General features: G+C 61.5%; 19 protein-coding genes. 11 read left to right on the top strand and 8 right to left on the bottom strand.

All coding sequences use genetic code 11. The features are described 5' to 3' along the window. Positions 1 to 108 precede the first annotated feature (108 nt). From Thiofri_RS12725 to Thiofri_RS12705, 5 genes are all read left to right on the top strand, one after another. Positions 109 to 354 (top strand): hypothetical protein, encoded by a 246-nt coding sequence (locus tag Thiofri_RS12725; protein ID WP_040856022.1) that lies wholly within the window; start codon positions 109 to 111, stop codon positions 352 to 354. Positions 355 to 526: 172 nt separating this feature from the next. Beyond that, positions 527 to 1,954: a hypothetical protein gene (locus tag Thiofri_RS12720; protein ID WP_009149663.1), complete on the top strand. Its 1,428-nt coding sequence runs from the start codon at positions 527 to 529 to the stop codon at positions 1,952 to 1,954. A gap of 89 nt (positions 1,955 to 2,043) precedes the next feature. Beyond that, positions 2,044 to 3,555, top strand: a complete 1,512-nt coding sequence (glpK, locus tag Thiofri_RS12715; protein WP_009149662.1) for a glycerol kinase GlpK — start codon at positions 2,044 to 2,046, stop codon at positions 3,553 to 3,555. Further along, the gene (locus Thiofri_RS12710; protein ID WP_009149661.1) at positions 3,555 to 5,240 is read left to right on the top strand and encodes a glycerol-3-phosphate dehydrogenase/oxidase; all 1,686 of its coding nucleotides are present in this window, start codon (positions 3,555 to 3,557) and stop codon (positions 5,238 to 5,240) included. Before glpK ends, Thiofri_RS12710 begins: the two co-directional genes overlap by 1 nt. 12 nt (positions 5,241 to 5,252) lie before the next feature. Then, the gene (locus Thiofri_RS12705) at positions 5,253 to 7,049 is read left to right on the top strand and encodes a solute carrier family 23 protein (protein ID WP_009149660.1); all 1,797 of its coding nucleotides are present in this window, start codon (positions 5,253 to 5,255) and stop codon (positions 7,047 to 7,049) included. 43 nt (positions 7,050 to 7,092) lie between these two features. Here the strand turns inward: Thiofri_RS12705 and Thiofri_RS12700 are convergent, their stop codons facing one another. From Thiofri_RS12700 to Thiofri_RS12675, 6 genes are all read right to left on the bottom strand, one after another. After that, a complete protein-coding gene (locus Thiofri_RS12700; RefSeq protein ID WP_009149659.1) occupies positions 7,093 to 7,527 on the bottom strand; it encodes an ATP-binding protein in 435 nt (144 codons plus the stop codon). Beyond that, entirely contained in the window at positions 7,524 to 9,521 is a 1,998-nt protein-coding gene (locus tag Thiofri_RS12695; protein ID WP_009149658.1) for a SpoIIE family protein phosphatase, read from the bottom strand. Before Thiofri_RS12695 ends, Thiofri_RS12700 begins: the two co-directional genes overlap by 4 nt. Next, positions 9,518 to 10,711: an ABC transporter substrate-binding protein gene (locus Thiofri_RS12690; protein ID WP_009149657.1), complete on the bottom strand. Its 1,194-nt coding sequence runs from the start codon at positions 10,709 to 10,711 to the stop codon at positions 9,518 to 9,520. The genes Thiofri_RS12695 and Thiofri_RS12690 overlap by 4 nt, the downstream gene beginning before the upstream one ends. A gap of 56 nt (positions 10,712 to 10,767) precedes the next feature. Continuing rightward, positions 10,768 to 11,151, bottom strand: coding sequence for an STAS domain-containing protein (locus tag Thiofri_RS12685; RefSeq protein WP_223296779.1), 384 nt, complete (start codon positions 11,149 to 11,151; stop codon positions 10,768 to 10,770). A 100-nt stretch (positions 11,152 to 11,251) separates the two neighbouring features. Next, positions 11,252 to 14,392, bottom strand: a complete 3,141-nt coding sequence (locus Thiofri_RS12680; RefSeq protein WP_009149655.1) for a toll/interleukin-1 receptor domain-containing protein — start codon at positions 14,390 to 14,392, stop codon at positions 11,252 to 11,254. Between the two features lie 75 nt (positions 14,393 to 14,467). Further along, positions 14,468 to 15,016: a zinc ribbon-containing protein gene (locus Thiofri_RS12675; RefSeq protein ID WP_009149654.1), complete on the bottom strand. Its 549-nt coding sequence runs from the start codon at positions 15,014 to 15,016 to the stop codon at positions 14,468 to 14,470. A gap of 117 nt (positions 15,017 to 15,133) precedes the next feature. Between Thiofri_RS12675 and leuS the strand changes: the two genes are divergently transcribed. From leuS to nadD, 5 genes are all read left to right on the top strand, one after another. Continuing rightward, on the top strand, positions 15,134 to 17,719 hold the full coding sequence (gene leuS / locus Thiofri_RS12670; RefSeq protein ID WP_009149653.1) for a leucine--tRNA ligase: 2,586 nt from the start codon (positions 15,134 to 15,136) through the stop codon (positions 17,717 to 17,719). A gap of 78 nt (positions 17,720 to 17,797) precedes the next feature. Then, entirely contained in the window at positions 17,798 to 18,286 is a 489-nt protein-coding gene (locus Thiofri_RS12665; RefSeq protein WP_223296749.1) for an LPS-assembly lipoprotein LptE, read from the top strand. Next, on the top strand, positions 18,283 to 19,299 hold the full coding sequence (holA, locus tag Thiofri_RS12660; protein ID WP_009149651.1) for a DNA polymerase III subunit delta: 1,017 nt from the start codon (positions 18,283 to 18,285) through the stop codon (positions 19,297 to 19,299). Before Thiofri_RS12665 ends, holA begins: the two co-directional genes overlap by 4 nt. Before the next feature lie 60 nt (positions 19,300 to 19,359). Beyond that, positions 19,360 to 20,634, top strand: a complete 1,275-nt coding sequence (locus Thiofri_RS12655; protein ID WP_009149650.1) for a glutamate-5-semialdehyde dehydrogenase — start codon at positions 19,360 to 19,362, stop codon at positions 20,632 to 20,634. Positions 20,635 to 20,646: 12 nt separating this feature from the next. Next, the gene (gene nadD / locus Thiofri_RS12650) at positions 20,647 to 21,339 is read left to right on the top strand and encodes a nicotinate-nucleotide adenylyltransferase (RefSeq protein ID WP_009149649.1); all 693 of its coding nucleotides are present in this window, start codon (positions 20,647 to 20,649) and stop codon (positions 21,337 to 21,339) included. A 57-nt stretch (positions 21,340 to 21,396) separates the two neighbouring features. Here nadD and ssb read toward each other — a convergent pair whose 3' ends face one another. Both ssb and pbpC read right to left on the bottom strand, forming a co-directional pair. After that, positions 21,397 to 22,014 (bottom strand): single-stranded DNA-binding protein, encoded by a 618-nt coding sequence (ssb, locus tag Thiofri_RS12645; RefSeq protein WP_009149648.1) that lies wholly within the window; start codon positions 22,012 to 22,014, stop codon positions 21,397 to 21,399. 87 nt (positions 22,015 to 22,101) lie between these two features. Continuing rightward, a complete protein-coding gene (pbpC, locus tag Thiofri_RS12640) occupies positions 22,102 to 24,183 on the bottom strand; it encodes a penicillin-binding protein 1C (RefSeq protein ID WP_009149647.1) in 2,082 nt (693 codons plus the stop codon). Between the two features lie 131 nt (positions 24,184 to 24,314). Here pbpC and Thiofri_RS12635 point away from each other — a divergent pair, with 131 nt between their 5' ends. Further along, positions 24,315 to 26,102 carry an SLC13 family permease gene (locus tag Thiofri_RS12635; RefSeq protein WP_009149646.1) on the top strand — a complete coding sequence of 596 codons (1,788 nt, stop codon included), beginning with the start codon at positions 24,315 to 24,317 and terminating at the stop codon, positions 26,100 to 26,102. The last annotated feature ends 161 nt before the right edge of the window (positions 26,103 to 26,263 follow it).

The raw sequence follows: 26,263 nt of genomic DNA, 5'->3' as shown, positions 1-26,263 counted from the left end.
GTGTGGCAGGATAGTCGCTGGATATTTAGGGTTGGGGCCAACCTGAGCTCAGGCCCCCCTCAAAGCTGAAAGAGTATCATGCCACATTTAGAAAACTGGCTTTACGGCTTGGCGTTTTTTCTGTCGATTGCCGTTTTTTTGTATTCCGTCTTCGATCTGACGCGACGGCTGTTGGCGCGTTTCGCGCTGCGAGTGTGCCGGATGCGAGAGGCGCGCGAAGGCGGATTTATTTGCGAGCTGAAGAGAAAATTACAGGGTTTTGCGAGTCGATCGCTGGTGTCGCGCGTGCTGCTGTTGGTCGGCTCTTTTGGTGCGGCGCTGTTTATCATTATCGAGCATTCAGCCAAACTCTAGATACATCTCCGTCAGATACATTTCCGTCGCATGGCGGGCCAACTTTGCTGCCGATTGCCGATGCCGCGCGCGATCGGGTGATCGCTGCCGGCTGTGCCCACCGCTGCGGAGAATGCGCGTTGGTCAGCGCGCAGCTGCGGGCCGGCCTGGATGTCGAACAGGTATTTTTCCCATGTCCATTACGATGTCGCAATTTCTGAAGTCCCATGGGCTTCAGCGCAATCCTTTTATTGAGGAGGAAGCGCAGAATGACAAGGTGTTCGAGGACCTTGTCAACGAGTCCGGCTACGCTTTTAATCATCAGGCCTGGGACAAGTTTTTCGGCGATCCGCCGGGACGCGGCACCTCGATGATTTTCGGCGTCAAAGGGAGCGGTAAGTCCGCGCTGCGCCTGGCACTTGAGAAAAATATCGCCCACTTCAACCAGGAGCATCCCGAACGCATCCTGCTGATCAACTACGACGACTTTAACGCCTTTCTCGAGTCGTTCAAACGTCGAGGCGATCAGGATCGCAAGCGCGAAACGGCCATTACCCTCAAGGACTTTGGTCTTGCCCAGCATCTCGATGCCATTCTTGTCTGTGGGATGGAAGCGCTGCTCGCCGAGATCAAGGATGAGCATATTGACCTGAACCGGCTGGAACACTATCAGCGCCATGATCTGATGATGCTGATGGCGTTCTACGTGAGTGGTCCGCCGGATCGCTATAACCGAATCATGGAGACAATGGGCCGCCAGTTGCTGCCGCGCGGCTTTTTTGGGCGCATGGGGCGGGGGATCAAAGGAACCATCGGCGGGCTTTTGACCCTGGGGATTGCGCCCTATTTGTGTCAGTCCTTCTACGCAGGTGTCGCGCGCTCAGCGGAACGGGAGATTTTGGTGCGCTGCCGCAATGCGCAGGACATCAAACGCGCGCTGCGCCTGATCCCGAGCGGCTACTTGAAGGATCAGGATGTTAAACGCCGCGGCTGGCGCGATGACGACGACGTGCGGCGATTGTTTGTAACGAAATTCATCGACATCATGCTGGCGCTTGGCTATCAGCAGATTGTGGTGGTGATGGATAAAGTCGACGAGCCCTCGCTGATCAATGGGGACAGGGACCGCATGGAGGCCTTTGTCTGGCCGCTGTGGAACAACCGCATCCTACAGTTGCACCCAAATCTCAGCTTCAAAATGCTGCTGCCGCGTCAGCTCTACGAGGCCGTGCGCAAGGCCGGCTCCGAGAAAGCGAACGAGGCGCGCTTTGACAAGCAGAAGATCATCTATCCCTTCCGCTGGGGCGACAAGCAGCTCTACGACATGATGTCGGACCGCCTGCGCATCTGCCGGGACGACCCAAGCCAGCCTTATCCGCTACAGAACCTGTTTGACGATGCCATGCCAAGGCGGGAGATTCTGGCTGCGCTCGACCGGCTGCGCCAGCCGCGCTTTGTGCTGAATTATCTGTACCGGCTGATCGCCGAGACTTGCGCGCATACCGACCGCGCGGACGATAGCCCAGTGCGCATCCAGCACGACGTTTTTTACCAGGTCACCGCCACCATCGGCGAGGACATCAAGCAGTACTACCAGACGTTAGGCGAGAGCCCGGAGTAGGGCGTTGCCGTTTGAGTGAGGTGCGTTGTGTCTGGATGATGTCGCATTATCGATCAGTCGGGGCCATGAATCACTCACGGAGGCAACGAATGAAAGAAGGCGTCATCCTCTCGATTGATCAAGGCACCACCGGCTCGACGGTGCTGCTGTTCGACCACGCCGGCCAGATTCGCGGTCGCGCCTACTCGGAATTCACTCAGCATTACCCGAAACCGGGCTGGGTCGAGCACGATGCCGAGGAGATCGTCCTGGTCACCATGAAGGTGATTGCCGAGGCGCTGAAGACTAGCGGCATCGCCCCTAACGACATCCAGGGCATCGGCATCACCAATCAACGCGAGACGGCGGTGCTTTGGGAGCGCGCCAGCGGCAAGCCCATCGGGCGAGCCATCGTCTGGCAAGATCGCCGCACCGCTGATTACTGCGCCGAACTCAAGGCGCAGGGCCACACTGAGATGGTCCAGCAGAAGACTGGCTTGGTGATCGACCCCTACTTCTCCGGCACCAAGGTTAAGTGGATGCTGGACAACACCCCCGGCCTGCGCAAGCGCGCTGCGCGCGGCGAGATCTGCTTCGGCACCATCGACTCCTGGCTGGTCTGCAACCTCACCGGTGGCAAGCGCCACATCACTGACTATTCCAACGCCTCGCGCACCCTGCTCTACAACATCCGCGAACTGCAATGGGATGAGGAGCTGTTGCAGCTGCTCGACATCCCGCGCGAGATGCTACCGGAGGTCAGGCCCTCATCCGAGGTCTACGGCGAGACCGATCCGCAGATGTTCTTTGGCACCCGCCGCATCCCGATCGCTGGCATCGCCGGTGACCAGCAGGCTGCGCTTTTCGGCCAGGCCTGCTACAAGCGCGGCATGGCCAAGAACACCTATGGCACCGGCTCTTTCGTGCTGATGAACACCGGCACCGAGGCGGTTCCAAGCAACGAGAAATTGCTGACCACCATCGCCTGGGGCGTCGGAGACGAGCCGGTCGAATATGCCCTCGAAGGCGCCATCTTCGTCACGGGCTCGGCGGTGCAATGGCTGCGCGATGGGTTGCAGATGATTGGCCACGCCAAGGAAACCCGCGAACTTGCGCGCTCGGTCCCGGAGAACGAGGACGTCTACTTTGTGCCGGCCCTGGTCGGGCTCGGCGCGCCGCATTGGGACCCCTATGCGCGCGGATTGCTGATCGGCATCACCCGCGGGACCAGTCGCGGCCATGTGGCGCGCGCGGTGCTCGAGAGCATGGCCTATCAGACGCGCGATGTGATCGAGGCGATGGAACGCGACTCCGGCATCAATCTTAAAGAACTCCGCTGCGACGGCGGCGCCTCGGTGAACAGTGTGCTGATGCAGTTCCAGTCCGACATCCTGGGCGTGAATGTCGTGGTGCCGAGCATCGTCGAGACCACCGCGCTCGGCTCAGCCTATCTCGCGGGCCTGGCGGTTGGCTTCTGGGAAAGTCGCGATGAGATTGCCAAGAAATGGGCATTGGACGTGCGCTATCGCCCGCGCATCGAACAGGCCAAGCGCGAGAAGCTGTTCAAACGATGGCACCGGGCGGTGGAACTGGCGAAGGGTTGGGCGAAGGAGGATGACTGATGCACTTGCGCGACAGCAATATCGCCAAGCTCCCAAACCGAGTCTTTGACGCGCTGATCATTGGCGGCGGCATTAACGGCGCCGTCGCCGCAGCAGCCCTGTCAGGAAAGGACGCGAGCGTGGCCCTCATCGACCAGCGTGACTTCGCCGGCTTCACCAGTCAGCAGTCGTCCAACCTCGCCTGGGGCGGGATCAAGTACCTGGAGAGCGGCGACTATGGCCTGGTGCGCAAATTGTGCCTGAGCCGCAATCACCTGATCGATAGCTATCCGAGCCGGGTGCAGGAGATCCGTTTCTTCACCACTATCGATAAGGGCTTTCGGTTCTCGCCTTGGTTCCTTTGGGTCGGCACCTGGGTGTACTGGCTGTTCGGCAACGGCTATACGCGCATCCCGCGCTTGCTCAGTAAGGCGGGCATCAAGCGCGAGGAGTCGGTGGTGAACACCAGTAAGGCGGTCGGCGGCTTCGAGTACTCGGACGCCTACCTGCATGACAACGACTCGCGCTTCGTCTTCCAGTTCGTGCGGGCGGCGATGGATCGCGGCGCCATCGCCGCTAACTATGTCGAGTCATTGGGCTCGCGACGCGAGAGCCAGGGCAAAGACGCGGTCTGGATCACGGAGGCGCGCGATACCCAGACCGGCCAGACCTTCCAGATCCGCTCGAAAATCCTGGTAAATGCCGCCGGGCCCTTCGTCGATGAGCTGAATCAGCGCAGCGGCGAGCAGACCGAGCATCAGCATCTGTTCTCCAAAGGCATCCATCTGATCGTGCCGCAGGTCACCCCGCAGCCACACATTCTGACCTTCTTCGCCGACGACGGACGGCTGTTCTTCGTCATTCCGATGGGCGTGCGCACCTGTATTGGCACCACCGACACCCGGGTCGACAGTCCCTTTACCGAAGTGACCGATGAAGACCGGGATTTCGTCCTCGAGAACATCAACAAGCGGCTCGAGCTTGAGCGGCCACTGACCCGCGCCGACATCATCGCCGAGCGCTGCGGTGTGCGCCCGCTGGTGGTCAAGCGCAAGAGCGATGACGAGGGCGATGGCGTGCGTGACTGGATGCAGCTGTCGCGCAAACATGAGATCGACGTCGACCAGGCGCATGCGCATGTCTCGATCTACGGCGGCAAACTGACCGACTGTGTCAATGTCGGCAACGAGGTCTCGGAGATCGCGGTCAAACTCGGTATCGAGCTGCCGCACGCAGACTATCGCTGGTATGGCGAACCGCATCGCTCAGTGTATGAGGAGTACATGCACCAGGCGCGGCTGATGGATCTCGACAGCTACACCTCCTCGGATTCGATTGAGCAGCTCTCCAGCCGGCTCTGGCGCCGCTATGACCAACAGGCGTTCGAACTGCTTGCGCAGATCCGCGAGGACCCGCGTCAGGCCGAAGTGCTGATCAAAGGCACCGACTATCTGCGCTGCGAGATCCAGCTCGCCAAGCGCCAAGAGATGATCGTCAAGCTTGAGGACTTCCTGCGCCGTCGCTCGAAGATCGCGCTCGTGGTATCGCGCCAGACCATCCAGCAGGCCGAGGGCTTGATGGAGGCCTGCAAGATCCTGTTCGGCGATCAGGCACAGGCGCGCTATGACGAGTATTTCTGTGACTCCTGTCGGGTCACGCCCGCGCAATCGCAGCAGTCACCGCCTCAGGACTCGCCCATAGATTGATGAGCCGCTGAAATGGATGGAAAGACCTTTCTAAAACAGCTGCTTCCGCCTTTTACGGAAGGCAAACAAGAGCCCCCGCGCGACATGCTGTATGTTGCGGCGGACCGTCCGCCGTGGCCGACGACGCTCAGCACCGGGCTGCAGCATGCGCTGGTGGCGCTGATGTTTGTCGTCTACAGCGTCATCGCCGGCGAGGCGATTGGACTCGAGGCTGCTACGCTGCGTGACTTCGTGGCGATCGGCATCCTGATCATGGGGCTTGGCACCGCACTGAACGGACTGACCACCCGCTTCAGTGCCGGCCATCTTCTGGTCAACATCCCCGACCCGCTGACAGTTGGACTCTTTATCGCCATCGCCAGCGGCTTCGGACCACAGGCCGCAGGCGGCGGCATGATCGTCTTGGCGGTCATGATCCTGCTGCTAGGGCGCTTCTTGCCTCTGTTGCGCGCCTGGTTTCCGGCCGAGATCTCCGGTATCGCCCTGTTGCTGCTGGGCGTGACCTTGGTGGCGCCTGGCATCGAGCGCGCCGCTGGGCTCAATCTCAGTGCCGCCGCGGCCGGCACTTCGATCGATCTTAGCGCCGTGCTCATTGCCAGCGGAACCCTTGGAACTATGATCGGCCTCTCCGTCTGGTCGACGGGGCGCCTGCGCATTCTGGCTATGATCATCGGCACCGCGGTCGGCCTCATGCTGGCAATTCTCGCCGGCGCGTTCGGCGCTAGCCAACTTCGTCAGGTCGCCGTCGAACCACTGTTTGCCCTGCCTGGAACCCATTACCCGTTTTCGCCGCCAGAATGGCAACTGGGCGCCATGATCCCTTACCTCCTGATCTCCTTGGTTGTGCTGGTCGACTCGGTCGGTTGCGGCGTCACCATCGATAAGATGACGCAATTGAACTGGCGGCGGCCAGATCTGCGCATGATCGGTCGTCTCCTGAATGGTCTCGGTCTCTGTAACCTTCTCAACGGGCTCAGCGGCACGATGGGAAGCTGTATCTCTTCAGCCAACCTTGGTCTTGCGCAAATCAGCGGCGTCGCCGCCCGCCGAGTCGCCGTGATCGCAGGTCTCATGCTGATCAGCCTGGCCTTTCTGCCCCAGGTCACGACTTTCATGGCCTTAATGCCCAAGGCCGTGGTGGGTGCTATCCTGCTCTACACGGCGTCTTACATGATCGTGTCCGGGGCGGAGTTGATCTTGTCGCGTCTGCTCGACGCACGCCGACGCGCCACCATCGGACTCAGCCTGGTCGCGGGAATGGCCGTGTTCGCGGTGCCTGAATTGACCGACTCACTCTCCCCGCAACTGGCGCCATTGCTCGACTCGAGTCTGATGGTCGGAACCCTCTGCGCCGTTCTGCTCAACTCGCTGTTTCGCATCGGAGCCAGCCAGACCAGCACGATTCTGCTCGATGGCCCGCATCCCGCAGACAACGCGGTGCGTCATATTGAAGAACAAGGCGCCTATTGGGGTGGGCGTCGCGACGTTTTTAGGCGCGCGGAGTTCGCTGTGAGTGAGGCGCTCGAAGAACTCGAACGGGCAGCTGTCATGGATGGCCCGGTACGTCTGAGGCTGCGCTTCGATGAATTTCAGCTTCGGATCACTTTCGAGTACCCGGGAAAGGCCATCAGATTCGACCTGAATCCGCAGGTTGATCTGCAGGCGCTGCTGGAAGAAGGCGCGGATGAATCAGCGCTCGACCTCACCATGAAAGCGGTCTCAGCGTCACTCATCCGCAACTTCGCTGATCGTGTTGAAACGGACTTCCGCAACGGCCACGCCGAGCTTCGTTTGCTGTTTGAGCACTAACTCCCAGCCATTGCGCCGCAGCTGAAACGGGCGCGCCCGCTGGTCAATCGCTGTCCATGTGTTTGTCCAGGCGTTTTACCAGACGCAGGTGGTTGTGGCCCTGCTCGAAGCGATATTCGACCTCGTCCATGGTCTGGCGCACAAAATAAATCCCCAGTCCGCCGATTTGGCGTGCGTCGAGTTCAGATTCTGTGTCCGGTTCCGGCATCTTGAGCGGATTGAAGGGAATGCCATCGTCAATGAGTTCTGCCTCGATCCGATCATCCAGCCGTTGGATTGTCAGCTTGAAGCTGTGCGCCTGACCGTCGGGGTAGGAGTAGTTGACGATGTTGGTGACCAGCTCGTCGAGTGCCAGATTGAGCGCCAAAATGGTTTTCGTATCGAGACCCTGTTCCTCACCAAAGGTCTCCAGCCACTGCGCGAGGCGGGACAGTTCGGACAGGTTGTTGGTCAGGGTTAAGGTTTTTGGTTGGTTCATTCTTGGCCCTCGCGGCGAAACATCATCATGGTGATGTCATCGAACTGTTCGGCCTCACCGGCGTGGTTGCGAATGTCGGCCAGCAGGGCTTCGAGTACTTCGCGACAGCTCAGTGATCCGCTGGCGCGCAGGCGGTTGAGCATGCGCTCGTCGCCGAATGGCTGGTCGTCTATGTCGATAGCCTCGTTGACGCCATCGGTATAGAGCAGCAGGCTCTCGCCAGGGGCGAGCTGAAGTTGGCCGGTGTCGTAATCGATGTCAGTCATCGGCCCGGCGGCCATGCTGGACGGTTTGTCGAGCCAGTCGATGCAGCCATCCGCGCGCAGCCACAGCGGCGGATTGTGCCCGGCGTTGGCATAGTTCACCCGACCGTCGGACAGGCACACCAGTGCGCAGAAAATGGTGACGAACATGCAGGAGTCATTGTGCTCGGCCAGGGCGTCGTTGAGCCGCGCCAGCACCTGGCCAGGATCGCGGTTGACCTTGACCTCGGCCCGCAGCAGGCTGCGAGTGACGGCCATGAAAAGGGCCGCCGGCACACCCTTGCCCGAAACATCGGCAATGGCGAGGAACACATGATCCTCATCGAGCAGCAGGAAGTCGTAGAAGTCACCGCCCACCTCGCGCGCCGGCTCGATGATGGCGAACAGATCCATGTCGTCGCGCTCGGGAAAGGCCGGGAAGGTCTTGGGCACCAGGTCCATCTGGATGTCGCGGGCAATGCGCAGTTCGCCATTGATGCGCTCGCGCGCCGCCGTGGTGGCTTCCAGATCGGCGATATAGCCTTTGAGGTGGTCGCGCATGGTGCGGAAAATGGTCGTGAGCTGCGCGACTTCATCCTGCCCGACGGGCGTGGGCAGGGGGGCGTCGAGATCACCGGCGGCGATGCTGGGCGCGGCCTCGCTAAGCGCGGTGATGGGCCGGGTGATGGAACGGGCAATCCAGCCAACCGTCAGTACCAGCAGCAAGAGTCCGCTGCCGCCGGCGAGCGCCTGGAACTGGGTGAGCCGGGCAATCTCCCGGTTAAGCGCTGTCTGCGAAATCAACACCCCGGACGTCCACCCGGTGGTGGCTAGCCGATCCCAGGCCAGCCAGCTCTGTTCCTTTGTGGCCGCGGCGACCCAGGGCCGTATGCCGGGCTGGCCGGAGAGCATCGCCTGGCCTGCCTTGCGCAGTTCGGGATCTTCGCGGGCTTCGGCCACGCTGAAAATGGACTCGTTCATGGTGAAGGCGGTGATCGGATGGCTGATATGCACGCCATTGCTGCTGAGCAGAAAGCCATAACCATGCTCGCCCAGCGGTAGCTCGGCCAGCAGTCGGTCGAGCCAGGCCAGTTCGATATCGCAGGTCACGACGCCGGCGAAGACGGGGCCCTCGGGCGAGGGCATGTGCACCGGAGCGGAGTAGGTCACCATGCGCACGCCGGTGTCCTGAAAGACATAGGGTTCGGTCCAGACTGGGCGGTCGAGAAAACGCGGCAGGGCGAACCAGTCCTCGCCCAGGTAGTTGGTGTCCTGTTGGCCGAGATTCTGATAGGCCAGGGTAGCGCCATCGCGATAGCTGTAAGGTGCCAGTGCATTCCAGTTGGCGGGTTTGTATTCTGGCAACCAGGCAAAGGCGGTGCCGTACAGCGCTGGCTGCTGGCGCAGGGCTTCTTCCTGCAGGGCACGCACTTGCTCCAGGGTCAGGTCGAGCGCGGTGGCATTCAGGCTGATTGCCATGCCATCGACCAGACTTTGCAAGCTGCCCAGGGTTTTGTCGATGCTGTCTGCGGCGCCATCGGCAAGAAAACGCGCGCGGATTTGCGCGTCTTCGGCCAGACGGTTGCGAAAGCTCAGGTAGTTCCACAGCAGCAGGCCGCACAAGATCAGGCTCGCGATGCCGACGGTCCATAGGAGCAGGCGGTTGCGCAGATGTGCGCGTGGCGGAATCTGGCAGAGGTCGAGCTCGGCCTGTTTCATCTGCTCACTGGATGGCTCGCTGATGGGGCTCACTGCGGGGGACTCACTGGATGGGGCTCGTTGGATGGCGCACTGGGTAGCCCTGGGGATGGCTCTGGGGATGGATCAGGGGGTGGGCCTTCATCCTGCAAACGACAGCCAGGACAGAAGACGCCAAAGGGCGGGGCTTTGGTGAGCAGACCAGCCGCAATCAGGGCTTGCGCTGTGGCGGCATAGGCACCGGGCGCGAGCTGGCCAGTCGCAGCAAGGGTGCTGTCGTTTTCAACAAAGATAGACCCGAGAATATGATCAAGCATCCAGCCTTGATGGGGGCGGTTTGACGGGACTCCGGCGCGTTCAGCTTCGGCCATCACTAGGTCGATGGCCTGCTGCGGATGGGTGCGCGCGTATTCCCAGCCCTTAAGCGTCGCCTGCCACAAGCGCTGCGGCAAGTCGCTGTGCTCTTCAAGCCAGTCGGAGCGGGCGTAAAGCCCATCCTCGGGGAAATCGAATCCAAAATCACGCAGCAGGAAGGCCGTCAGGCGGTCCTCATCGATACCCGCCTGCCAGATGCGATGGTATTCGTTGTATTCCATGGCAGCGCAGGCGGAGACGCCACCGTGCAGGAAGAGATTCACGGTGCCGTATTGTGGGATCAGTTCGGGTGTGATCTGGCGGCCTGTCAGCAGGGCTTGAATAGCAGCCGTGAAAGGCCCAGGCCAGAGGCTGATGCGCTGGCCGTTGAGATCCTCAAGATGCTCGATGCCGTGATCCTTCCACGCCAACAGCATCAGGTTGGACCGCTGCACCAGTTGGCCGATCAGCACCGGACGGGCGAGTCCCGGCATGTTATCGCTGCTGTCATCGCCACTGTCATTTCTAGTGGCATCGCCACTTTGTTCGCCAGGGGCATCGCCAGCGTCATCATCAGGGCTGTCGGCGTTGGCGGCAGCCACCATGGCATCGGCGAGAAAGGCAGTGGCAAGCTCGGCATCGCCCTGTAGCAGCCAATCAAGCGATGAGCGGTTGGCGTTGGTATGCACAAAGCGCACATCCGCCCCGGCCGCCGCGTAAAAACCCTGCTCTCGGGCCAGATAAAAACCAGCGAACTGGCTCTGCGGGCTCCATTGCAAGGCGATGCGCACTGACGTCAGTGGATTGTCGCCGTCCTGCGGTGCTGGTATCGGTGCGGGCACCGCTGCGGGCAGGGGCGACTCGGCGAGCCCCAGTGACGAGGCGAGCATTGCCGCGCAAAGGACCAAAGGTCGCAGATTCAGCATCACGGGTTTAACGGCTCGGCTCAGGCAGGCGGCACGAGTTTCTCGAGCGCCTGTTCGCGCGAGTCAAAGATACCGATGATGGAACTGAAGCCACTCATCTTGAAGACCTCCTGAACCTCATTTTGAAGATTGCAGATGCCAAATGGCCGCTTGGCTTTCTTGCACTCTTTCGTGGCCAGCAACAGTACCCGCAGTCCGGCACTCGAGATGTAATCGAGCGCGGCACAATCAAGGATAACCACGGGCGCGGCAGCAAGCTGGCTGATCAACTGCTCTTGCAGCCTTGGGGCGGTGCTTCCATCGAGCCGCCCCTTGATGACAAAGACAAGTGCATCAGACTGTTTTTCAACTAAAATATCCATCGAATTGGTGTTCCGGTCGAGGTGTTGGCCGTTACTCGGCATCACAGGGATTCATGCTCCAGGATGGCCGGGACCATGAGCATGAATTTGAACCCCATGGGTTCATTCTTCGGGGGGGCGGTATTTTGGCACTGATGGTTTCCTAGCGCACCAGGGTTTTTACTCGCCGGAAGGCTGCTTCGCTCAGACCTGTTTTTTCAATCGGCCAGGGAAACTCGCCTTGGATGATCGCCTGCAAGCGCTGGTCCGCTAACTCCGATGGGCTGCGCGCCACTGGTGTGCCGTTTTGATCAAGTCGGTATGGCAGCCCTAGGTCCAGTCTGGCATGGATATCCGCGAGCAGGGGTGGCAGCGGGCCGCGTTGGAGGTCTGCGGCAGCAAGGGTGTTCAGGTAGCTTGAGCTCCAGCTTAATGTGGCGCCATCGCGCAGGAAATGCAGCGCGTCAATCGCCATGCCGTTGGTGCGCTCGCGATGCAGCAGGTTGCCATCGGCGGCGCTCCAGAGTTGCAGCATTGGCCCTGAGGTGGCGGCAACGAGTTGCCCGTCAGCGCTCGCGGCCAGGGTGGCGACCAGTTGCTCGAAGCCGCGCAGTGGCTCAAGCGCTTGCCAGTCGTCGAGACGCCAGCGTCGCACCAGACCGTCCTGGCAGGCGGCGAGCAGAACGGCGGGGCTGCCATCAACAGCAGGGACAAAGGCGAGGGCGAAAACACCCTGACCCTGGGTGTCGATTGTCTGCGGTGTCAGGTCTGCGGTATTCAGCACGGCGGGGTCGGCCGTGGTTGTGAGCGCGAGGAAGCGCCCATCCTGGCTGAAGCTGATCGCCTGCATGTTGGCGGCCGCACCGGCGGGGTGTTCCCAGTACTCAAGCCGGTTGCCGGATGACCGCTCATGCAGACTCAGGCGGCCGGGACCGCCTACGGCCAGAAGTCTGGCATCAGGCGAAAAGGCCAGGGCCTGCACCGGACCCTGGACGGCAAAGCCTTGGACCTCTGGCCTGTCTGTTGGATCATCCTGGTTATTTGTTGGCTCGGCATCGGGCCGCTGGTGATTGGGCTGATCAACCATTGGTTTGATCACAAGGCGCTCGCCGGCAGCCCAGGCGATTTCCCGGCCATCTTGGCTGATGGCCAGTGCCGAGGTCATGGGGTCGACGCTGAAACGCGCGATCTCGTGTTGTTTTGCCTCTTGCTGGGATATCTCGAAAACCCGCACCTGTCCGCCGGGCTGAAGCAGTGCGAGGCGGCCGGCGACCGGCGTGGCGGCGCTCAGGCTGAAGGGGTCGGGGGTTTGTCGGCGCATGCCAATGACGCTGTCGGTGTCGAGCAGGCGGGCGTATCCGGCGCTGTCGCCAAGCACCAGCAGGGCGCCGCCGCTGGCAAATTGCATGGCGGTGACAGGGGTGAGCTGGGGAAGCACCGCCAGGGGCTGAAACTCAAAGCGCGGGTTATCGAAGAGTTCTGGGTTGAATGCCTCGACATCCCACAGTCGGATCTGGCTGTCGGCGTCTGAGCTGGAAGCGAGCAGGCGTCCATCCTGGGAGAATGCTAGGTGGTTGATTTGCTGCTCATGGCCTTTTAGCCGGGCAAGCGGCTGTGAGGGTGCGGAAACTGGGGCGGCTGGATCGTGATTGAGGTTCCAGACCAGAATCTCCACTGTGCCTGGCCCGCCGAGGAACTGCCCCTCACCGGCGGCCAGCAGGTTTGCATCGGCGGAAAAGGCGAGGGCGCTGACGGTGCTTTCAAGACCAGTGAAGACGGCGACAGGGGCGATTGGTTTGGTGTTGGTCCCGGGAGTCTGCTCGGCGTCGTTTCCGACCGCGTCTCCTGTCTCGCCAGCGCTATCGTCCTTCGTCTCATCCTCTGCGACGACCGTGCTCCAGACCTGCACGGCGCCTTCAGTTCCCCCCGCTGCGAGTTTTGTGCCGTCATCGCTAAAGCGCATCGCGCCGCTCGGTTTCCAGTCGAGCGGCTCTGGTGTTAGCTCGGCCAAAACTCGGCCGTCCGGGATTGATAACAAGCGGATCATGCCTTGCGTCGGGTTGAGTGCAGTCGCCAAAGTGCCGTCTGGCGATAGGCGATACATGACGCCCGGCGCACTCAGCTCTGGCAATAGTTGATTCTCGCCGGTGGCGGGATCGAGCAGCCGCACCCCGTCCAACCCTGCGGCGATGATCCGGCCACGGGCATCTGAGGCTAACGCTGAAACCCAAGGCACTGGCTCAAAGTTGGCGATGGGCTCGAGATCCTGCAGACGGAGCACTTGCAGCGGGCCGTTCATGGCAGCGCTGACGAGCAGTTGTGTTCCCTGATGCTCCACAACTCGCATTGCTTGAACTGAGGAGTCGTGCAGCGGCCAACGCGCCAACTCGGGGACCAAGCCGGGCAGGGCAAAGCCGGCAGCGACGCGCGCGCCCAGGGTGTCGAAGCTGTCGAGCGAAGCGGCCAGGCGCAGCAGCGCCGGGCCGTTTTGGTTGCGCTCCAGCGCCTGTTCGGCTTGATGCAGATAGATGCCGGCTAGATTGCGCAGGGCGCGATCACGCTGCTCGAGCGTTTTTTGATGCTCGCTTTGCAGGTCGCGTAGCCGGCGCTGCTCTTGTACAGCCCAGATGCCAAGTGCGCCAGCGGCGAGGCTGAAGACTAGAGTGGCGCCAACCAGCGTGCGGACCAGGCGGCGCTTGTGCTCGCGGTCGTTCAAAATCGCGTAGTCGACACCGAGCAGACCCGCGAGCAGTTTGAACAGGGCATTGCGCTTGCCATCGGCAAAGGGCCGGGCATCGCCGGCAACAGGCTCAGCGGGTTGTCCCGACAGGGTGCCGTCAGCATTCAGTTCATAGCGCAGCGCCTCGGGAAAACATTCCTGCTCCTCTTGGCCTGGCTTGGAGCTAGCATTTGGCTCGCCATCAACAATGAGCGCGAGCACCCGGTCGGCCTTGCCCAGAGCCTTGAAGGCGAGAATTTCCTGATTCACCCACTGCGAGGCGGCCGAGCGCGGCGAGCAGATCACTACGAGATACTGGGAATTCTCCAACGCTTGGCTGATGACCGAGCCGAGATTGGCCGAGGTGGGCAGCTCCTCGCGATCGCGAAAGATTGGGTAGAGCCGTTTTGGCACCTGGCCGGTGCGGTTCGGCCTGCCGATCAGCTTTTTCGGCACCCGATAGGTTTCGAGCCGCCGGTGCAGCCAGTCCGCCCAGACCTTGTCGCGGTGGGAGTAGCTGATAAAGGCCCAGTACTCGCGATATTTGGGCGCAGTGACCGCATTGTCGGCGTTGGAATCAGCCATGAAAGAGGGTTTTCCTGCGTTTGGGCCTAAATTGGAACCGGCGTTGGAGTGAAAGCTGGCGCGTCAGGCGAGTGCTTAAGACGGCTCGCGGCGAAATTCTGAACCGCCACATTCCGCGCAGTCCAAAATCCGGGTCGCACGCGGAAAATGCGCTCGGGCGCCGCAGTTGGCGCACACCAGGGTTCCTGGGCCGGTAATCTCGCCGCTCTTGTAACGCCGCTCGCCACGGGCCTGCTCGGCGCGTTCGGCCCAGGCTTGCAGTTGCAGGCTGGTTTGATCCGCCACGCTGGTGAAGGCGTCGAGCAGGCGATCTTCGATCAGTTCAAGATCAAAACGCCACCAGGTTTTCATCTCCTCACCGGTGTCGACCAGATAGTTGGCGGCATCTTCAATGTCGCGCTCGATGTATTCGGCGACGCGGTTGGCTTCCTCGCGCGTCAGTTCGCCGAGTTCGACCATGTGGTCGCGGGCTTTTCCCAGCCAATCGCGCAGCTTGGGCGTTGAATCCTCGGCGGCATCAAGGCGCTCGCGGGTGCGCTCGAGCATGCGTTCATAGGCATCGACCAGGCGATCGACGGTTTCGGGCTTGTGCTGGTCGGGGCGGTCGGAGGGGTGATCGGACATGGGGGGCTCCTTAAGAAAGCGCGCGCTCGCGCGGCTGGTGAAGGTTTTGCGTTATCCTTTGCGGTCTTTTCAATCTTAGGCGAGTTTTGCTCGCGTTGCTCCATCATCGGCCAGTTTATGCACAGCGATTATGATCCCCAGGCCATTGAGGCCGAGGCCCAGGCGTTTTGGGATGCCAACCAGTCTTTTCGCGCGATTGAGGACCCGGCGCGCGAGAAGTTCTACTGCCTGTCCATGTTTCCGTACCCAAGCGGGCGCTTGCACATGGGGCATGTGCGAAATTACACCATCGGAGACGTGATTTCGCGCTACCAACGCATGCTTGGCAAAAATGTGCTCCAGCCCATGGGTTGGGATGCCTTCGGTCTGCCGGCGGAAAACGCAGCCATTAAGCATGGCATTCCGCCCTCGCAATGGACGCGCACCAATGTCGAGTATATGAAAGCCCAGCTCAAGCAGCTCGGCTTTGGCTACGACTGGACGCGCGAACTGGCGACCTGTGATCCGGATTATTATCGCTGGGAGCAGTGGCTTTTTACGCGCTTGGTTGACAAGGGGCTGGCCTATCGCGCGACCGCCATGGTCAACTGGGACCCGGTCGATCAAACCGTGCTGGCGAATGAGCAAGTCATCGACGGGCGCGGCTGGCGCTCGGGTGCCCCGGTCGAGAAGCGCGAGATTGAGCAATGGTCAGTGCGCATTACCGACTATGCCCAGGAGTTGCTTGATGCCCTCGACGGGCTGGACGGCTGGCCCGAGCAGGTGCGCACCATGCAGCGCAACTGGATCGGGCGCTCTGAAGGCGTGGCGATGACCTTCGGTATTCAGAATTCGGATGAGGCGCCCGAGGAAACTTTGGGCATCTACACTACCCGCGCCGATACCTTGATGGGTGTGACCTACGTTGCAGTCGCGGCCGAGCATCCGCTGGCGCGGCGCATGGCCGAGCAGGATGCCGGGCTGGCGGCCTTTATCGAGGAATGCCGCCAGGGCGGTATTTCCGAGGCCGAGATCGAGACCATGGAGAAGAAGGGCCACCCGCTTGGGCTCAATGCGCTGCACCCGGTGAGTGGCGAGCCAGTGCCGATTTATGCGGCCAACTTCGTCCTCATGGGCTATGGCACCGGCGCGGTTATGGCGGTGCCCGGGCATGATCAACGCGACTGGGAGTTTGCCGAGCGCTATGGCATCCCGAAAAAGCAGGTCATCATCCCGGTCGATGGCGCGCCCTGCGGTATCGACAAGGCCGCTTATATCGAGAAAGGCATTCTGAGCGATTCCGGCCCCTTCGATGGGCTGGCCTCGGACGATGCCATTGAAGCAATCGCTGACTGGCTTGCTGAGCGCGGCCGGGGCGAGAAGCGAATTAACTTCCGTCTGCGCGATTGGGGCGTCTCGCGTCAGCGCTACTGGGGCTGTCCATTGCCGGTGCTGCGCGGGGCCGATGGCAGCGTGCGCGTTGAGACCAATTTGCCAGTGCGGTTGCCCGAGGATGTGGTAGTCGATGGCTCGGGCTCGCCACTGAAAAAGATGCCTGCGTTTTTTGAGTTGCCAAACGGCGAGACCCGCGAGACCGATACCTTCGATACCTTCGTCGAATCAAGCTGGTATTACGCGCGCTACTGCTCGGCCGATTGCGACAGCGCCATGCTTGATGAGCGGGCCAATTACTGGCTACCGGTCGATCAATACGTCGGCGGCATTGAGCATGCGGTGCTGCATCTGCTCTATGCGCGCTTCTTCCATAAACTGATGCGCGACGAGGGCCTGGTTGACTGCGACGAGCCTTTCGCGCAGTTGCTGACCCAGGGCATGGTGGTGGCTGAGACCTGGTATCGCGAGGATGCCGACGGGCGCAAGCAGTGGTTCAATTCCACCGAGGTCAAGGTTAACCGCGATGACAAAGGCCAGGTGGTGGGCGCAGTGCTGGAGGCCGACGGCGAGCCGGTGTTTTTCGGCGGCATCGAGAAGATGTCTAAGTCCAAGAATAATGGCGTTGATCCCGAGCAGCTGATTGATCGCTACGGGGCGGATACCGTGCGCCTCTACACCATGTTCACCGCACCGCCGGATCAGTCGCTGGAGTGGAACGACGAGGGTGTCGAGGGTGCCGCGCGTTTTCTCAAGCGACTATGGCATCTCGCGGCGACCCAGGCCGAGTTAGTGCGCGCGCAATCACCCGATACGGCTGCGCTGGCTGATCTCGACAAGCCGCTCGCCGACGCCCGTCGCGAGTTGCATCTGGCGCTCAAGAAGGCACTGTTCGACTACGAACGCCAGCAGTTCAACACCGTGGTTTCGGGCTGCATGACCATTGTGAATGTGCTGCACAAACTATCGGTGGACACACCCGAGGCCCAGGCGCTCTTGCGTGAGGGACTCACTCTGGTGCTGCGTCTGCTCGCACCCATCGCGCCCCACGTCAGCCATCATCTGTGGCGCGAGCTGGGCTTCGGCGAAGATATCTTGCAGGCCGGCTGGCCGGCGGTGGACGAGGCGGCGCTGGAGCAGGACAGCATCGAATATGTCGTGCAGGTCAACGGCAAGGTACGCGGCAAGATCCAGGTGCCGGCGGCAGCTACGCGCGATGAGATCGAGGCCACGGCCCTGGGGAATGAGAACGTCGCCCGGCACCTTGAGGACAAGACCCTGCGCAAGGTCATTCTGGTGCCGGCAAAGCTGGTCAATCTGGTGGTGGGTTAACGCGATCTGGAGGAGTGGCGGATGATGCGGATCAAAAGGATGCGGACCAGCGGAATACCGACGAGCGGGGGCGGTGGATTGACCCTGAGTCTGATCATCACGCTGCTGCTGATCAGCGGCTGCGGTTTTCAGTTGCGCGGTGCCCTGGATATCCCCAGTGAGTACAGTCCGGTGTTTATTCAGTCCGGCGGTCCGGTCGGAACGGCGATGGAAGAGCGGCTCCAGGGCGGTGGCCTGAGTATGACGCAGGTGGCCGCGCAGGCGGGCTTGATCGTGCGCGTGCTTGGGCAGCAGCGCAGCTCGCGCGTCGTTGCAGTGGATAGCAGCGGCAAAGCGCTGGCCTATGAGCAGGTCTATACCGTCACCTTCGATGCCCTGGGCGCACAGGGCCAGGTACTGCTGCCGCCGCAATCGATGAGCGCGGCGCGCACCTTTGACGACAACCCGGATGTGGCGGTGCTCGGCAAGCAGCTTGAGTCGGAGATCATTTATCAGGACCTGGTCTCCGATGTTGCCGAACGCGTTCTGTTGCGGGTTCGCGCCGCTTTAACCCCGAAAGCCCCATGAAGTTCCGCCCGGACCAACTTGAAGGCAACCTGCGCAAGGGCTTGGCGCCTGTCTATCTAGTCTGTGGCGAAGAGCCATTGCAGTTCAAGGAGGTAGTGGATGCCATCCGCGCCCGCGCGCGTGAAAAGGGCTTCAGCGAACGTCAGGTGCTGGAGCAAACCAAAGACTTCGACTGGTCTTCGCTAGCCGCCGAGGCTGGCAATCTGTCCCTGTTCGCCGATCAGCGCCTGATCGAGTTGCGCGTTGGCGACAAGCTTGGCCGCGAGGGCGCCGACGCCATCCGTGCCTATTGCGACAAGCCCAGCCAGGACGTGCTGCTGCTGATTCAGGCCCCGGCGTTGGGATGGAAGGATCTGAAAACCAAGTGGGCGCAAAAGCTTGAGCAGGTCGGCGTCATCATCGAAGTGCGACGGCTGCAGGGGCCGGCGCTGGTAAAATGGCTGGATCAGCGTCTGCGCGCCAAAGGCTTTCTGCCCACGCCCGAGGTGGCCGCCTTGCTTGCCGAGCGGGTCGAAGGCAATCTGCTTGCCGCCGATCAAGAAGTCAGCAAGCTCGCGTTGCTGCTCGAACCCGGCCCCATCGACCCCGAGGTGATGCGCGCTGCCGTGGCCGATAGCGCGCGCTATGATTTGTTCGATCTGACCGGCGCCGCTCTGGCCGGAGATCGCGCGCGCACCCAGCGCATCATTCATGGGTTGGCGGGCGAAGGCACAGCCGAACCCTTGGTGCTCTGGGTGCTGGCGCGTGAACTGCGCATGCTGGCCGCAGTGGCTTTTGCGCGCCGCGCGCGCGCCGACCTGAACGCGGTCTTTCAAACCCATCAGGTATGGGAGTCCCGCCGCGCTGGGGTGATGCAGGCCGTGGAACGCTATTCGATTTCTGGCCTGTGGCAGCTATTGCTCGAATGCGCAGCCGTGGATCTCGCCATCAAAGGCCGTGGCGACGGCGACCCCTGGACCATGCTCGCGCGCATCGCCGACGGGCTGGCGCGCGGGACGAAAGGTAATAAGTGAATCTACAGCCCTAAGATCGAAGAACCCCCTATCCATCAACTGCTAACTAGTCTGAAGCCAATGCAGGAAACAACGATCACTGATATCCAGGACTATATGGAGAAAACCGGTGCCGCTGCGCGTACCGCAGCAAGAGCGCTGGCCCGCGCGAGCACGGCGCAGAAGAATCAGGCACTGCTGGCCATGGCCGGGGCGCTGGATCAGGCGCGCGCCGGGCTTGCACAGGCCAATCGTGCCGATCTCGATGCCGGTGCCGCCAAAGGCCTCGACTCAGCGCTGCTTGATCGCCTGGAGCTAACCCCCGCGCGCATCGACGCCATGATCGAAGGGTTGCAGCAAATCGCCGCGCTGCCCGATCCGGTCGGTGCCATTACCGATCTCAACTACCGCCCCTCCGGTATTCAGGTCGGGCGCATGCGGGTGCCCCTTGGTGTCGTTGGCATCATTTACGAGTCGCGGCCCAATGTGACTGCCGATGCCGCGGCCCTGTGCCTGAAATCCGGCAACGCTAGCCTGTTACGCGGCGGCTCAGAAGCCTTTCATTCCAACCAGGCCATCGCCGCCTGTATTCGCTCGGGGCTGGAGCAGGCCGGGCTGCCGCTCGATGCGGTGCAGGTGATCGCCACCACTGATCGCGCCGCCGTGGGTGCCATGCTGAGTCGGCCGGAATACGTCGATGTCATCATTCCTCGCGGTGGCAAGGGGCTGATCGAGCGCATCAGTCGCGAGGCGCGTATGCCGGTCATCAAGCATCTCGATGGCATCTGTCATGTGTATATCGACGATCAAGCCGATCTCGACAAGGCGTTTGCCATCGCGCTCAATGCCAAGACCCAGCGCTACGGCACCTGCAACACCATGGAGACCCTGCTGGTGGCCGCGCCTGTGGCGGCAGATATTCTGCCGCGCCTGGCCAGCGCGCTGACCGAGAAGGGTGTTGAACTGCGCGGCTGTGCTGAGACCTGCCGGCTGATCTCCGCTGCTGTGCCCGCAACCGATGCCGATTGGGACACCGAGTATCTGGCCGCCATTCTGTCTATTCGGGTCGTTTCTGGCTTGGATGCGGCCATCGACCACATCGAGTGCCACAGTTCGCGCCACACCGACAGCATTGTGACCGAAGACTACAGTCGCGCCCGGCGCTTTTTGCGCGAGGTCGATTCCAGTTCGGTGATGGTCAATGCCTCCACCCGCTTTGCCGACGGCTTCGAGTACGGTCTAGGTGCCGAAATCGGCATTAGCACCGACAAGTTTCATGCCCGCGGCCCGGTTGGACTGGAAGGTCTGACCAGCCAGAAATTTGTCGTGCTCGGGGATGGTGAGATTCGCGCTTAAGCTGTCTGGCCCATGATCGGCATCTTCGGCGGCACCTTCGATCCGGTCCATTTTGGCCATTTGCGCCCGGCGCTTGAGGTGCATCAGACGTTGGGGCTTGAGGAGTTGCGACTTATCCCGCTCAATCAGGCTGTGCATCGTGCCCAGCCGGTGGCCTCGGGTGAAGCGCGCCTGCGCATGCTTGAGGCCGCAGTCGCCGATCAGCCGGGGTTCTTTGTTGATCGCCGCGAGCTTGATCGCGCGGGCCCCTCGCGCACGCTCGATACGCTCTTATCCCTGCGCGCGGAGTTCGGGCAGCAGCGTCCATTGTGCCTGCTGATCGGCGGCGATGCCTTCGAGACCTTTGCCGACTGGCACCAACCTGAGCGGATTCTGAAACTGGCGCATCTGGTCGTGATGCGCCGCCCGGAAGCCAGCGAGCCCAGTGATCCGCGCCTGCACGCCATGCTCGCTCGGCAGCGCACGGCTGAGGTTGAACGACTGCGCCAAACACCGGCTGGCGCTATCTGGTATCAGCACGTCACCCAGCTTGCCATCTCCGCCACCGCCATCCGCGCTGCCCTGGCATTGGGGGAGAGTCCACGTTATCTGCTGCCAGAGCCGGTTTTTGCGATGATTCGCGCGACGGGGATGTATGCATCGGAAAGATCTGGCGGGGATTTCGATGCGGCCCGGGCTGACCAGACAGACGACAGACTAAGGTGATTTCGGAAAAATGATGTCCCAAAGCAGCCAGCTGAGATATTTGTTTACGGAAACGACCTAAAAAGGAATGTCGTCGTCGAAAGGTTCATCCAAACCTGGTCCGGATTGATCGGGGGGCGGTGCCGGAGACTGGGCTGGTTGCTGGTTGGGGTATTGGCTCGGATATTGGCCGGAGTTTTGGGGCGCCGGAGCTTGCTGTTGAGGAGATTGCTGGTCAGGATATGGGGCTTGCGCATAGGTGGTCGCAGCGGCTGTCCCAATGCCGGGGGCCGGGTCGCTCGTCCAGCTGCCGCCGGAGTTGTCGGCGCCATAATCGCCGCCACTGGGACGGCTGTCGAGCATCTGCATGCTGCCGGTCATGTCGACAATAACCTCGGTCGTATAGCGGTCCTGGCCATCTTGGCCCTGCCATTTTCGTGTTCGCAGCTTGCCTTCGATGAAAACCTTGGAGCCTTTGCGCAGATACTGCTTGGCGATTTCGGCGAGTTTTCCGCGAATCACGATGCGGTGCCATTCGGTGCGTTCCTGGGGTTCGCCGGTGTTGCGGTCTTTCCATGACTCGCTGGTGGCGATGGACAAGTTGGTTACTGCATCGCCATTGGGAAAGTAGCGAATCTCGGGATCATTGCCGAGGTTGCCAATAAGAATCACTTTGTTGACGCCACGGGAAGCCATTTGCGTTCTCCATCTCCGTTAAGTAAATCTGTGCTCATCTTGCCGAATGGGCTGGCGTATTGTCCAGTGGCTGGCTGACCCTGGCACTCAATCGATGAAGATCTGCGTTGTTGCCTGGCTGCCGGCCGCGTCGATCAGCAGAACCCGGGCGAATCCGCGACCGTCCGGGTACCAGCGACTGGAGCGCGCAAAGGCGTCGCTTCTGATCGGCTGACCATTGATGATCCAGCGAAAGGGTGGCTGACCGCCTCGGGCCTTAAGAATTAGTGCCGGCGGCGAGCTGGACGAATTGGCGGCATTGAGATCGATACGGGCGCCATCTGGTGGGTAGGCGATCTGTACTTGGGGCGAGGCGAATCCGTGCGCACTGCGGCTGCCGACTTTCTGCAGCGGTGACGGGAGCTGGTCGCTGCTAAGTTGCAAGATTCCAGGTGGCGCGGCGGGAAAGGCAGTGGGTCGGCCCAGACGCGCAAAGGCATCGACGAGGATTGGCACGGCGACGCTCGCGCCGGTCAGTTCGGTGACTGGCGCGCCATCGGGGCGGCCGGCCCAGACGCCGACAACATGGCGCCCGTCGAAGCCGAGCGCCCAGGCATCGCGATAGCCGAATGAAGTTCCGGTTTTGACCGCGATGGCCGCTGCTCCCCCGTTCGTAGCATTGGCGCCGGACAGAATGGAAGTCAGGTACCATGCGGCGCGCGGGTCCAGTACGGGCGTTGGTGGACTCGGGCGCCGTGTTGGCGAAGTCGTGGAGAGTGCGCGTTGTTCGCTCAGGGCAACGGGCTGTCCGCCGCGGGCAATGGCGGTATAGAGGGCCATCAGATCGCGCAGGCGCAGACCGACACCGCCAAGCGCGATGGCCAGACCGGCGGGGCGGTTGCCAGGGAGTTGCGGCGCGGCACCCGCGCGCCTGAGTCGCGCCAGCAGCCGCACCGGGCCGATGTGCTCGAGCATAATGACCGCAGGGACGTTGAGCGAGCGTTGCAGCGCCTCGCGCACCGTTACTGTGCCGGTAAAATCGCCATCGAAATTGGCCGGGGCGTAGTCACCGAAGCCCATCGGGCGATCCTCGATCAGGCTTTCGGGGTGGGCGATGCCAAGCTCGAACCCAAGGCCATAAATGAGCGGTTTCAGGGTCGAGCCGGGGGAGCGCACGGCGTCAGTCATGTCGATGAAGCCATCGCGCGCGACATCGGTGTAGCCGGCCGAGCCAACCGATGCCAGCACTTCACCGGAACTGTGCTCGACTACCATGATGGCTAGGGAAACAGACGGGGCGAGGGCAGTAGCATGTTCCCTGGCCAGGGTTTCAAGCGCCTGTTGTAGCGGGGCCGACAGGGTGAGTTGCAGCACGGGTGCATCGGGCAGGCGCCGCCACCAGTATTCGGCGCGATGGGCCGCGAGTTGCGGGAGTGGGCGGCGCTGGCGCGGGACAGCTTCCTGCATGGCCTGTTCGGCCAGTTCTGGGCTGATGATTCCGCGCGCGGCAGCGCGGGCGAGCACCCGGTTGCGCGCGTCCCTGGCCGTCTCAGGGAAGCGATCCGGGCGCCGTCGCTCCGGGGATTGGGGCAGGGCAACTAGCAATGCGGCCTCGGCTGCGCTCAGGCGGCGCGGTTCCTTGCCAAAATACGCCAGACTGGCGGAACGCACCCCTTCAAGATTGCCGCCATAGCCGGCGTGTTGCAGATAGGCTTGTAATATCTCCGTCTTGCTAGCCGAGCGTTCAAGCGCAAGTGCCCCTAGGACCTGCTGCCATTTTCCGCTCAGCGAGCGGGTGTGGCTCTGCTCGAGCAGACGCACAAGCTGCATGCTGAGCGTGGAGCCACCGGAGACGATGCGCCCTTCGCCCAGCATTTGGGTCAGGGCGCGAACCATGGCCGCCCAGTCGACACCATGGTGGGTAAAGAAGCGGCGGTCTTCCCACACCAGCAAGAGGTCGATCAGCTGGGGATCGATGTCCTTGAGGCGCAGCGGCAGGCGCCAGCGTCCATCACTGACCGGAGCGGCGCGCAAAAGCTGGCCGTCGCGATCAAGAATAAGCCTTGAGACCGGGGTGGTCAGTTCGGGGGGCGGTTGCAGGCGACTGGCGATGCTGAACGCCCCCAGCAAGCCGAGTATCAGAATAAGGGCCGTAGGCAGCCCGTAGTGCTGAAGGACGCGTGCGATCATTTAATTACAAAACAGATAATTAAAGACATTTATTGAGATTGATTCTAGATAATTGGCACGCGTTGGCAGAAAGTTGCACAATCATCCATCATTTACCGGCGACAATCCACCATCCACTAAGGGCAGCAGGCATGGCCGATTTTCTCACGCTGGGCTGGCAGGGCATCTTTACCCTCGGCTTGGTTCTGGTGTGTTTTACGCTTCTTGCAAGAACGCGCATTGCGCCCGACATCGTCACCTCAGGCGTGCTGACTCTGCTGCTCGTGTCGGGCATTCTGACCCCGATCGAAGCCCTGGCTGGTTTTTCTAACCCTGGGATGCTGACGGTTGCTGTGCTCTATGTCGTGGTCAGCGGACTGACCGAAACCGGCGCCGTTGGTTGGATCAGTCAGTCGTTGCTCGGGCGCCCGCGCGGAGCAACCGGCGCGCAACTGCGTCTGATGCTTCCGGTGGCGGGCTTGAGCGCTTTTCTAAACAATACACCTGTCGTTGCCATTTTCATTCCCGCAGTCACCGAGTGGGCCAAACGCAACCGTCTGCAATTATCCAAACTACTGATTCCATTAAGCTATGCCAGCATTGCCGGGGGTGCCTGTACCCTGATTGGCACCAGCACCAATCTGGTGGTCAATGGGCTCTATGTGGAGCGCACCGGCGCGGCGGGCCTTGGCTTGTTTGAACTAGCCTGGATCGGGCTGCCGGTGGTGGTGACAGTGGTGCTGTTTCTGGTGCTGGCCGGGCGCTGGCTGCTGCCGACGCGGCCAGCGACGGTGGCGGCGTTCGAGGATGTTCGCCGCTACACGGTCGAGATGCTAGTCGAGCCAAACAGTCCGCTTGCCGGCAAGCGTGTCGAGCAGGCAGGGCTGCGCCAACTACCGGGGCTGTTTTTGATTGAAATCGAGCGTCAGGATCGAATTATCCCGGCGGTTTCGTCCCAGGAGTTGCTGCACCAGAATGATCGGCTGGTGTTTGCAGGCGTGATCGACTCGGTGATGGATCTACAGCGCATTCGCGGTCTGGTGCCGGCGACCAATCAGGTGTTCAAGCTCGACGGACCTCGGCGTGATCGTTGTTTCGTGGAAGTGGTCTTGTCGAACAAATGCCCTCTGATCGGCCAGACAGTGCGCGAGGGCCGTTTTCGCGCCCGCTACAATGCGGTGATCATCGCCCTGTCGCGCAATGGCGAGCGGGTGTGCGGCAAGATCGGCGATATTGCCTTGAGCCCGGGCGATACGCTGTTACTCGAATCGCACCCGGAGTTTGTGCTGCAACAGCGCGATTCGCGCGATTTTCTGGTCGTCAGTCAGCTCGGCGATCAGCACCCGCTCAATCACCAGCGTGCCCCCCTGGCCATCACCATTGTCGTGGCCATGGTGGCAGCGGCCGGTTCTGGATTCTTGAGCATGCTCGAGGCCGCGCTGCTGGCAGCCGGAGCCATGATCATGAGCGGCTGCACGCCAGGACGGGTGGCTCGGCGCGCGCCGGATCGGCAGGTGCTGACGGTGATTGCGACATCCTTCGGTATTGGTGCCGCACTCGAAAAAACCGGGGTTGCGACCCTGCTGGCAGGCTCCTTGATTGGGCTTGCCCAGGGTGGTCCCTGGCTGTCGCTGGTCCTGGTGTTTGTCGTCACCGCTCTACTGACCGCCGTGGCTACCAACAATGTTGCGGCGGTACTGGCGTTTCCGATCGCGCTGGATACGGCCATGCAGATGGGGGTCGATCCAACCGGCTTCATGGTGGTCGTCATGATCGCCGCCTCGGCCAGTTTCGCCACGCCCATCGGATATCAGACTAATCTGATGGTGTATAGCGTCGGCGGTTATCGGTTCTCGGACTTTGTCCGCGTCGGCACGCCTCTGACGATGCTGGTGGGGCTGGTGACCATTTTGCTGGTGCCGCTGATCTGGCCGTTCTGAGTTCTTCCGGAGCCGACAGGCATGCAAAAAATCTGCCTTTAAAGCATACTCTGTGCCGGAAGGCAGCTGCCTGAGGAGCGTGCCCCTGGCTCCTCGATTCAGATTATTTCCGCATTTAACCTGCGCCAGGTCAGTTTTTTTCTTAACACCCAATTAGCAAA

The sequence above is a fragment of the Thiorhodovibrio frisius genome, assembly GCF_033954835.1.
GTDB classification, from domain to species: domain Bacteria; phylum Pseudomonadota; class Gammaproteobacteria; order Chromatiales; family Chromatiaceae; genus Thiorhodovibrio; species Thiorhodovibrio frisius.
The sequence above is the reverse complement of the archived record's forward strand: the minus strand, read 5'-3'. Positions and strand labels throughout refer to the sequence as shown.

What these genes read in the sequence shown, in the direction of transcription:
- Thiofri_RS12720 (WP_009149663.1), top strand. Translation starts at nt 527, where the DNA reads ATGTCCATTACGATGTCGCAATTTCTGAAGTCCCATGGGCTTCAGCGC.
- glpK (WP_009149662.1), top strand. Translation starts at nt 2,044, where the DNA reads ATGAAAGAAGGCGTCATCCTCTCGATTGATCAAGGCACCACCGGCTCG.
- Thiofri_RS12710 (WP_009149661.1), top strand. Translation starts at nt 3,555, where the DNA reads ATGCACTTGCGCGACAGCAATATCGCCAAGCTCCCAAACCGAGTCTTT.
- Thiofri_RS12705 (WP_009149660.1), top strand. Translation starts at nt 5,253, where the DNA reads ATGGATGGAAAGACCTTTCTAAAACAGCTGCTTCCGCCTTTTACGGAA.
- Thiofri_RS12700 (WP_009149659.1), bottom strand. Translation starts at nt 7,527, where the DNA reads ATGAACCAACCAAAAACCTTAACCCTGACCAACAACCTGTCCGAACTG.
- Thiofri_RS12690 (WP_009149657.1), bottom strand. Translation starts at nt 10,711, where the DNA reads ATGCTCGCCTCGTCACTGGGGCTCGCCGAGTCGCCCCTGCCCGCAGCG.
- Thiofri_RS12685 (WP_223296779.1), bottom strand. Translation starts at nt 11,151, where the DNA reads ATGCCGAGTAACGGCCAACACCTCGACCGGAACACCAATTCGATGGAT.
- Thiofri_RS12680 (WP_009149655.1), bottom strand. Translation starts at nt 14,392, where the DNA reads ATGGCTGATTCCAACGCCGACAATGCGGTCACTGCGCCCAAATATCGC.
- Thiofri_RS12675 (WP_009149654.1), bottom strand. Translation starts at nt 15,016, where the DNA reads ATGTCCGATCACCCCTCCGACCGCCCCGACCAGCACAAGCCCGAAACC.
- leuS (WP_009149653.1), top strand. Translation starts at nt 15,134, where the DNA reads ATGCACAGCGATTATGATCCCCAGGCCATTGAGGCCGAGGCCCAGGCG.
- holA (WP_009149651.1), top strand. Translation starts at nt 18,283, where the DNA reads ATGAAGTTCCGCCCGGACCAACTTGAAGGCAACCTGCGCAAGGGCTTG.
- Thiofri_RS12655 (WP_009149650.1), top strand. Translation starts at nt 19,360, where the DNA reads ATGCAGGAAACAACGATCACTGATATCCAGGACTATATGGAGAAAACC.
- nadD (WP_009149649.1), top strand. Translation starts at nt 20,647, where the DNA reads ATGATCGGCATCTTCGGCGGCACCTTCGATCCGGTCCATTTTGGCCAT.
- ssb (WP_009149648.1), bottom strand. Translation starts at nt 22,014, where the DNA reads ATGGCTTCCCGTGGCGTCAACAAAGTGATTCTTATTGGCAACCTCGGC.
- pbpC (WP_009149647.1), bottom strand. Translation starts at nt 24,183, where the DNA reads ATGATCGCACGCGTCCTTCAGCACTACGGGCTGCCTACGGCCCTTATT.
- Thiofri_RS12635 (WP_009149646.1), top strand. Translation starts at nt 24,315, where the DNA reads ATGGCCGATTTTCTCACGCTGGGCTGGCAGGGCATCTTTACCCTCGGC.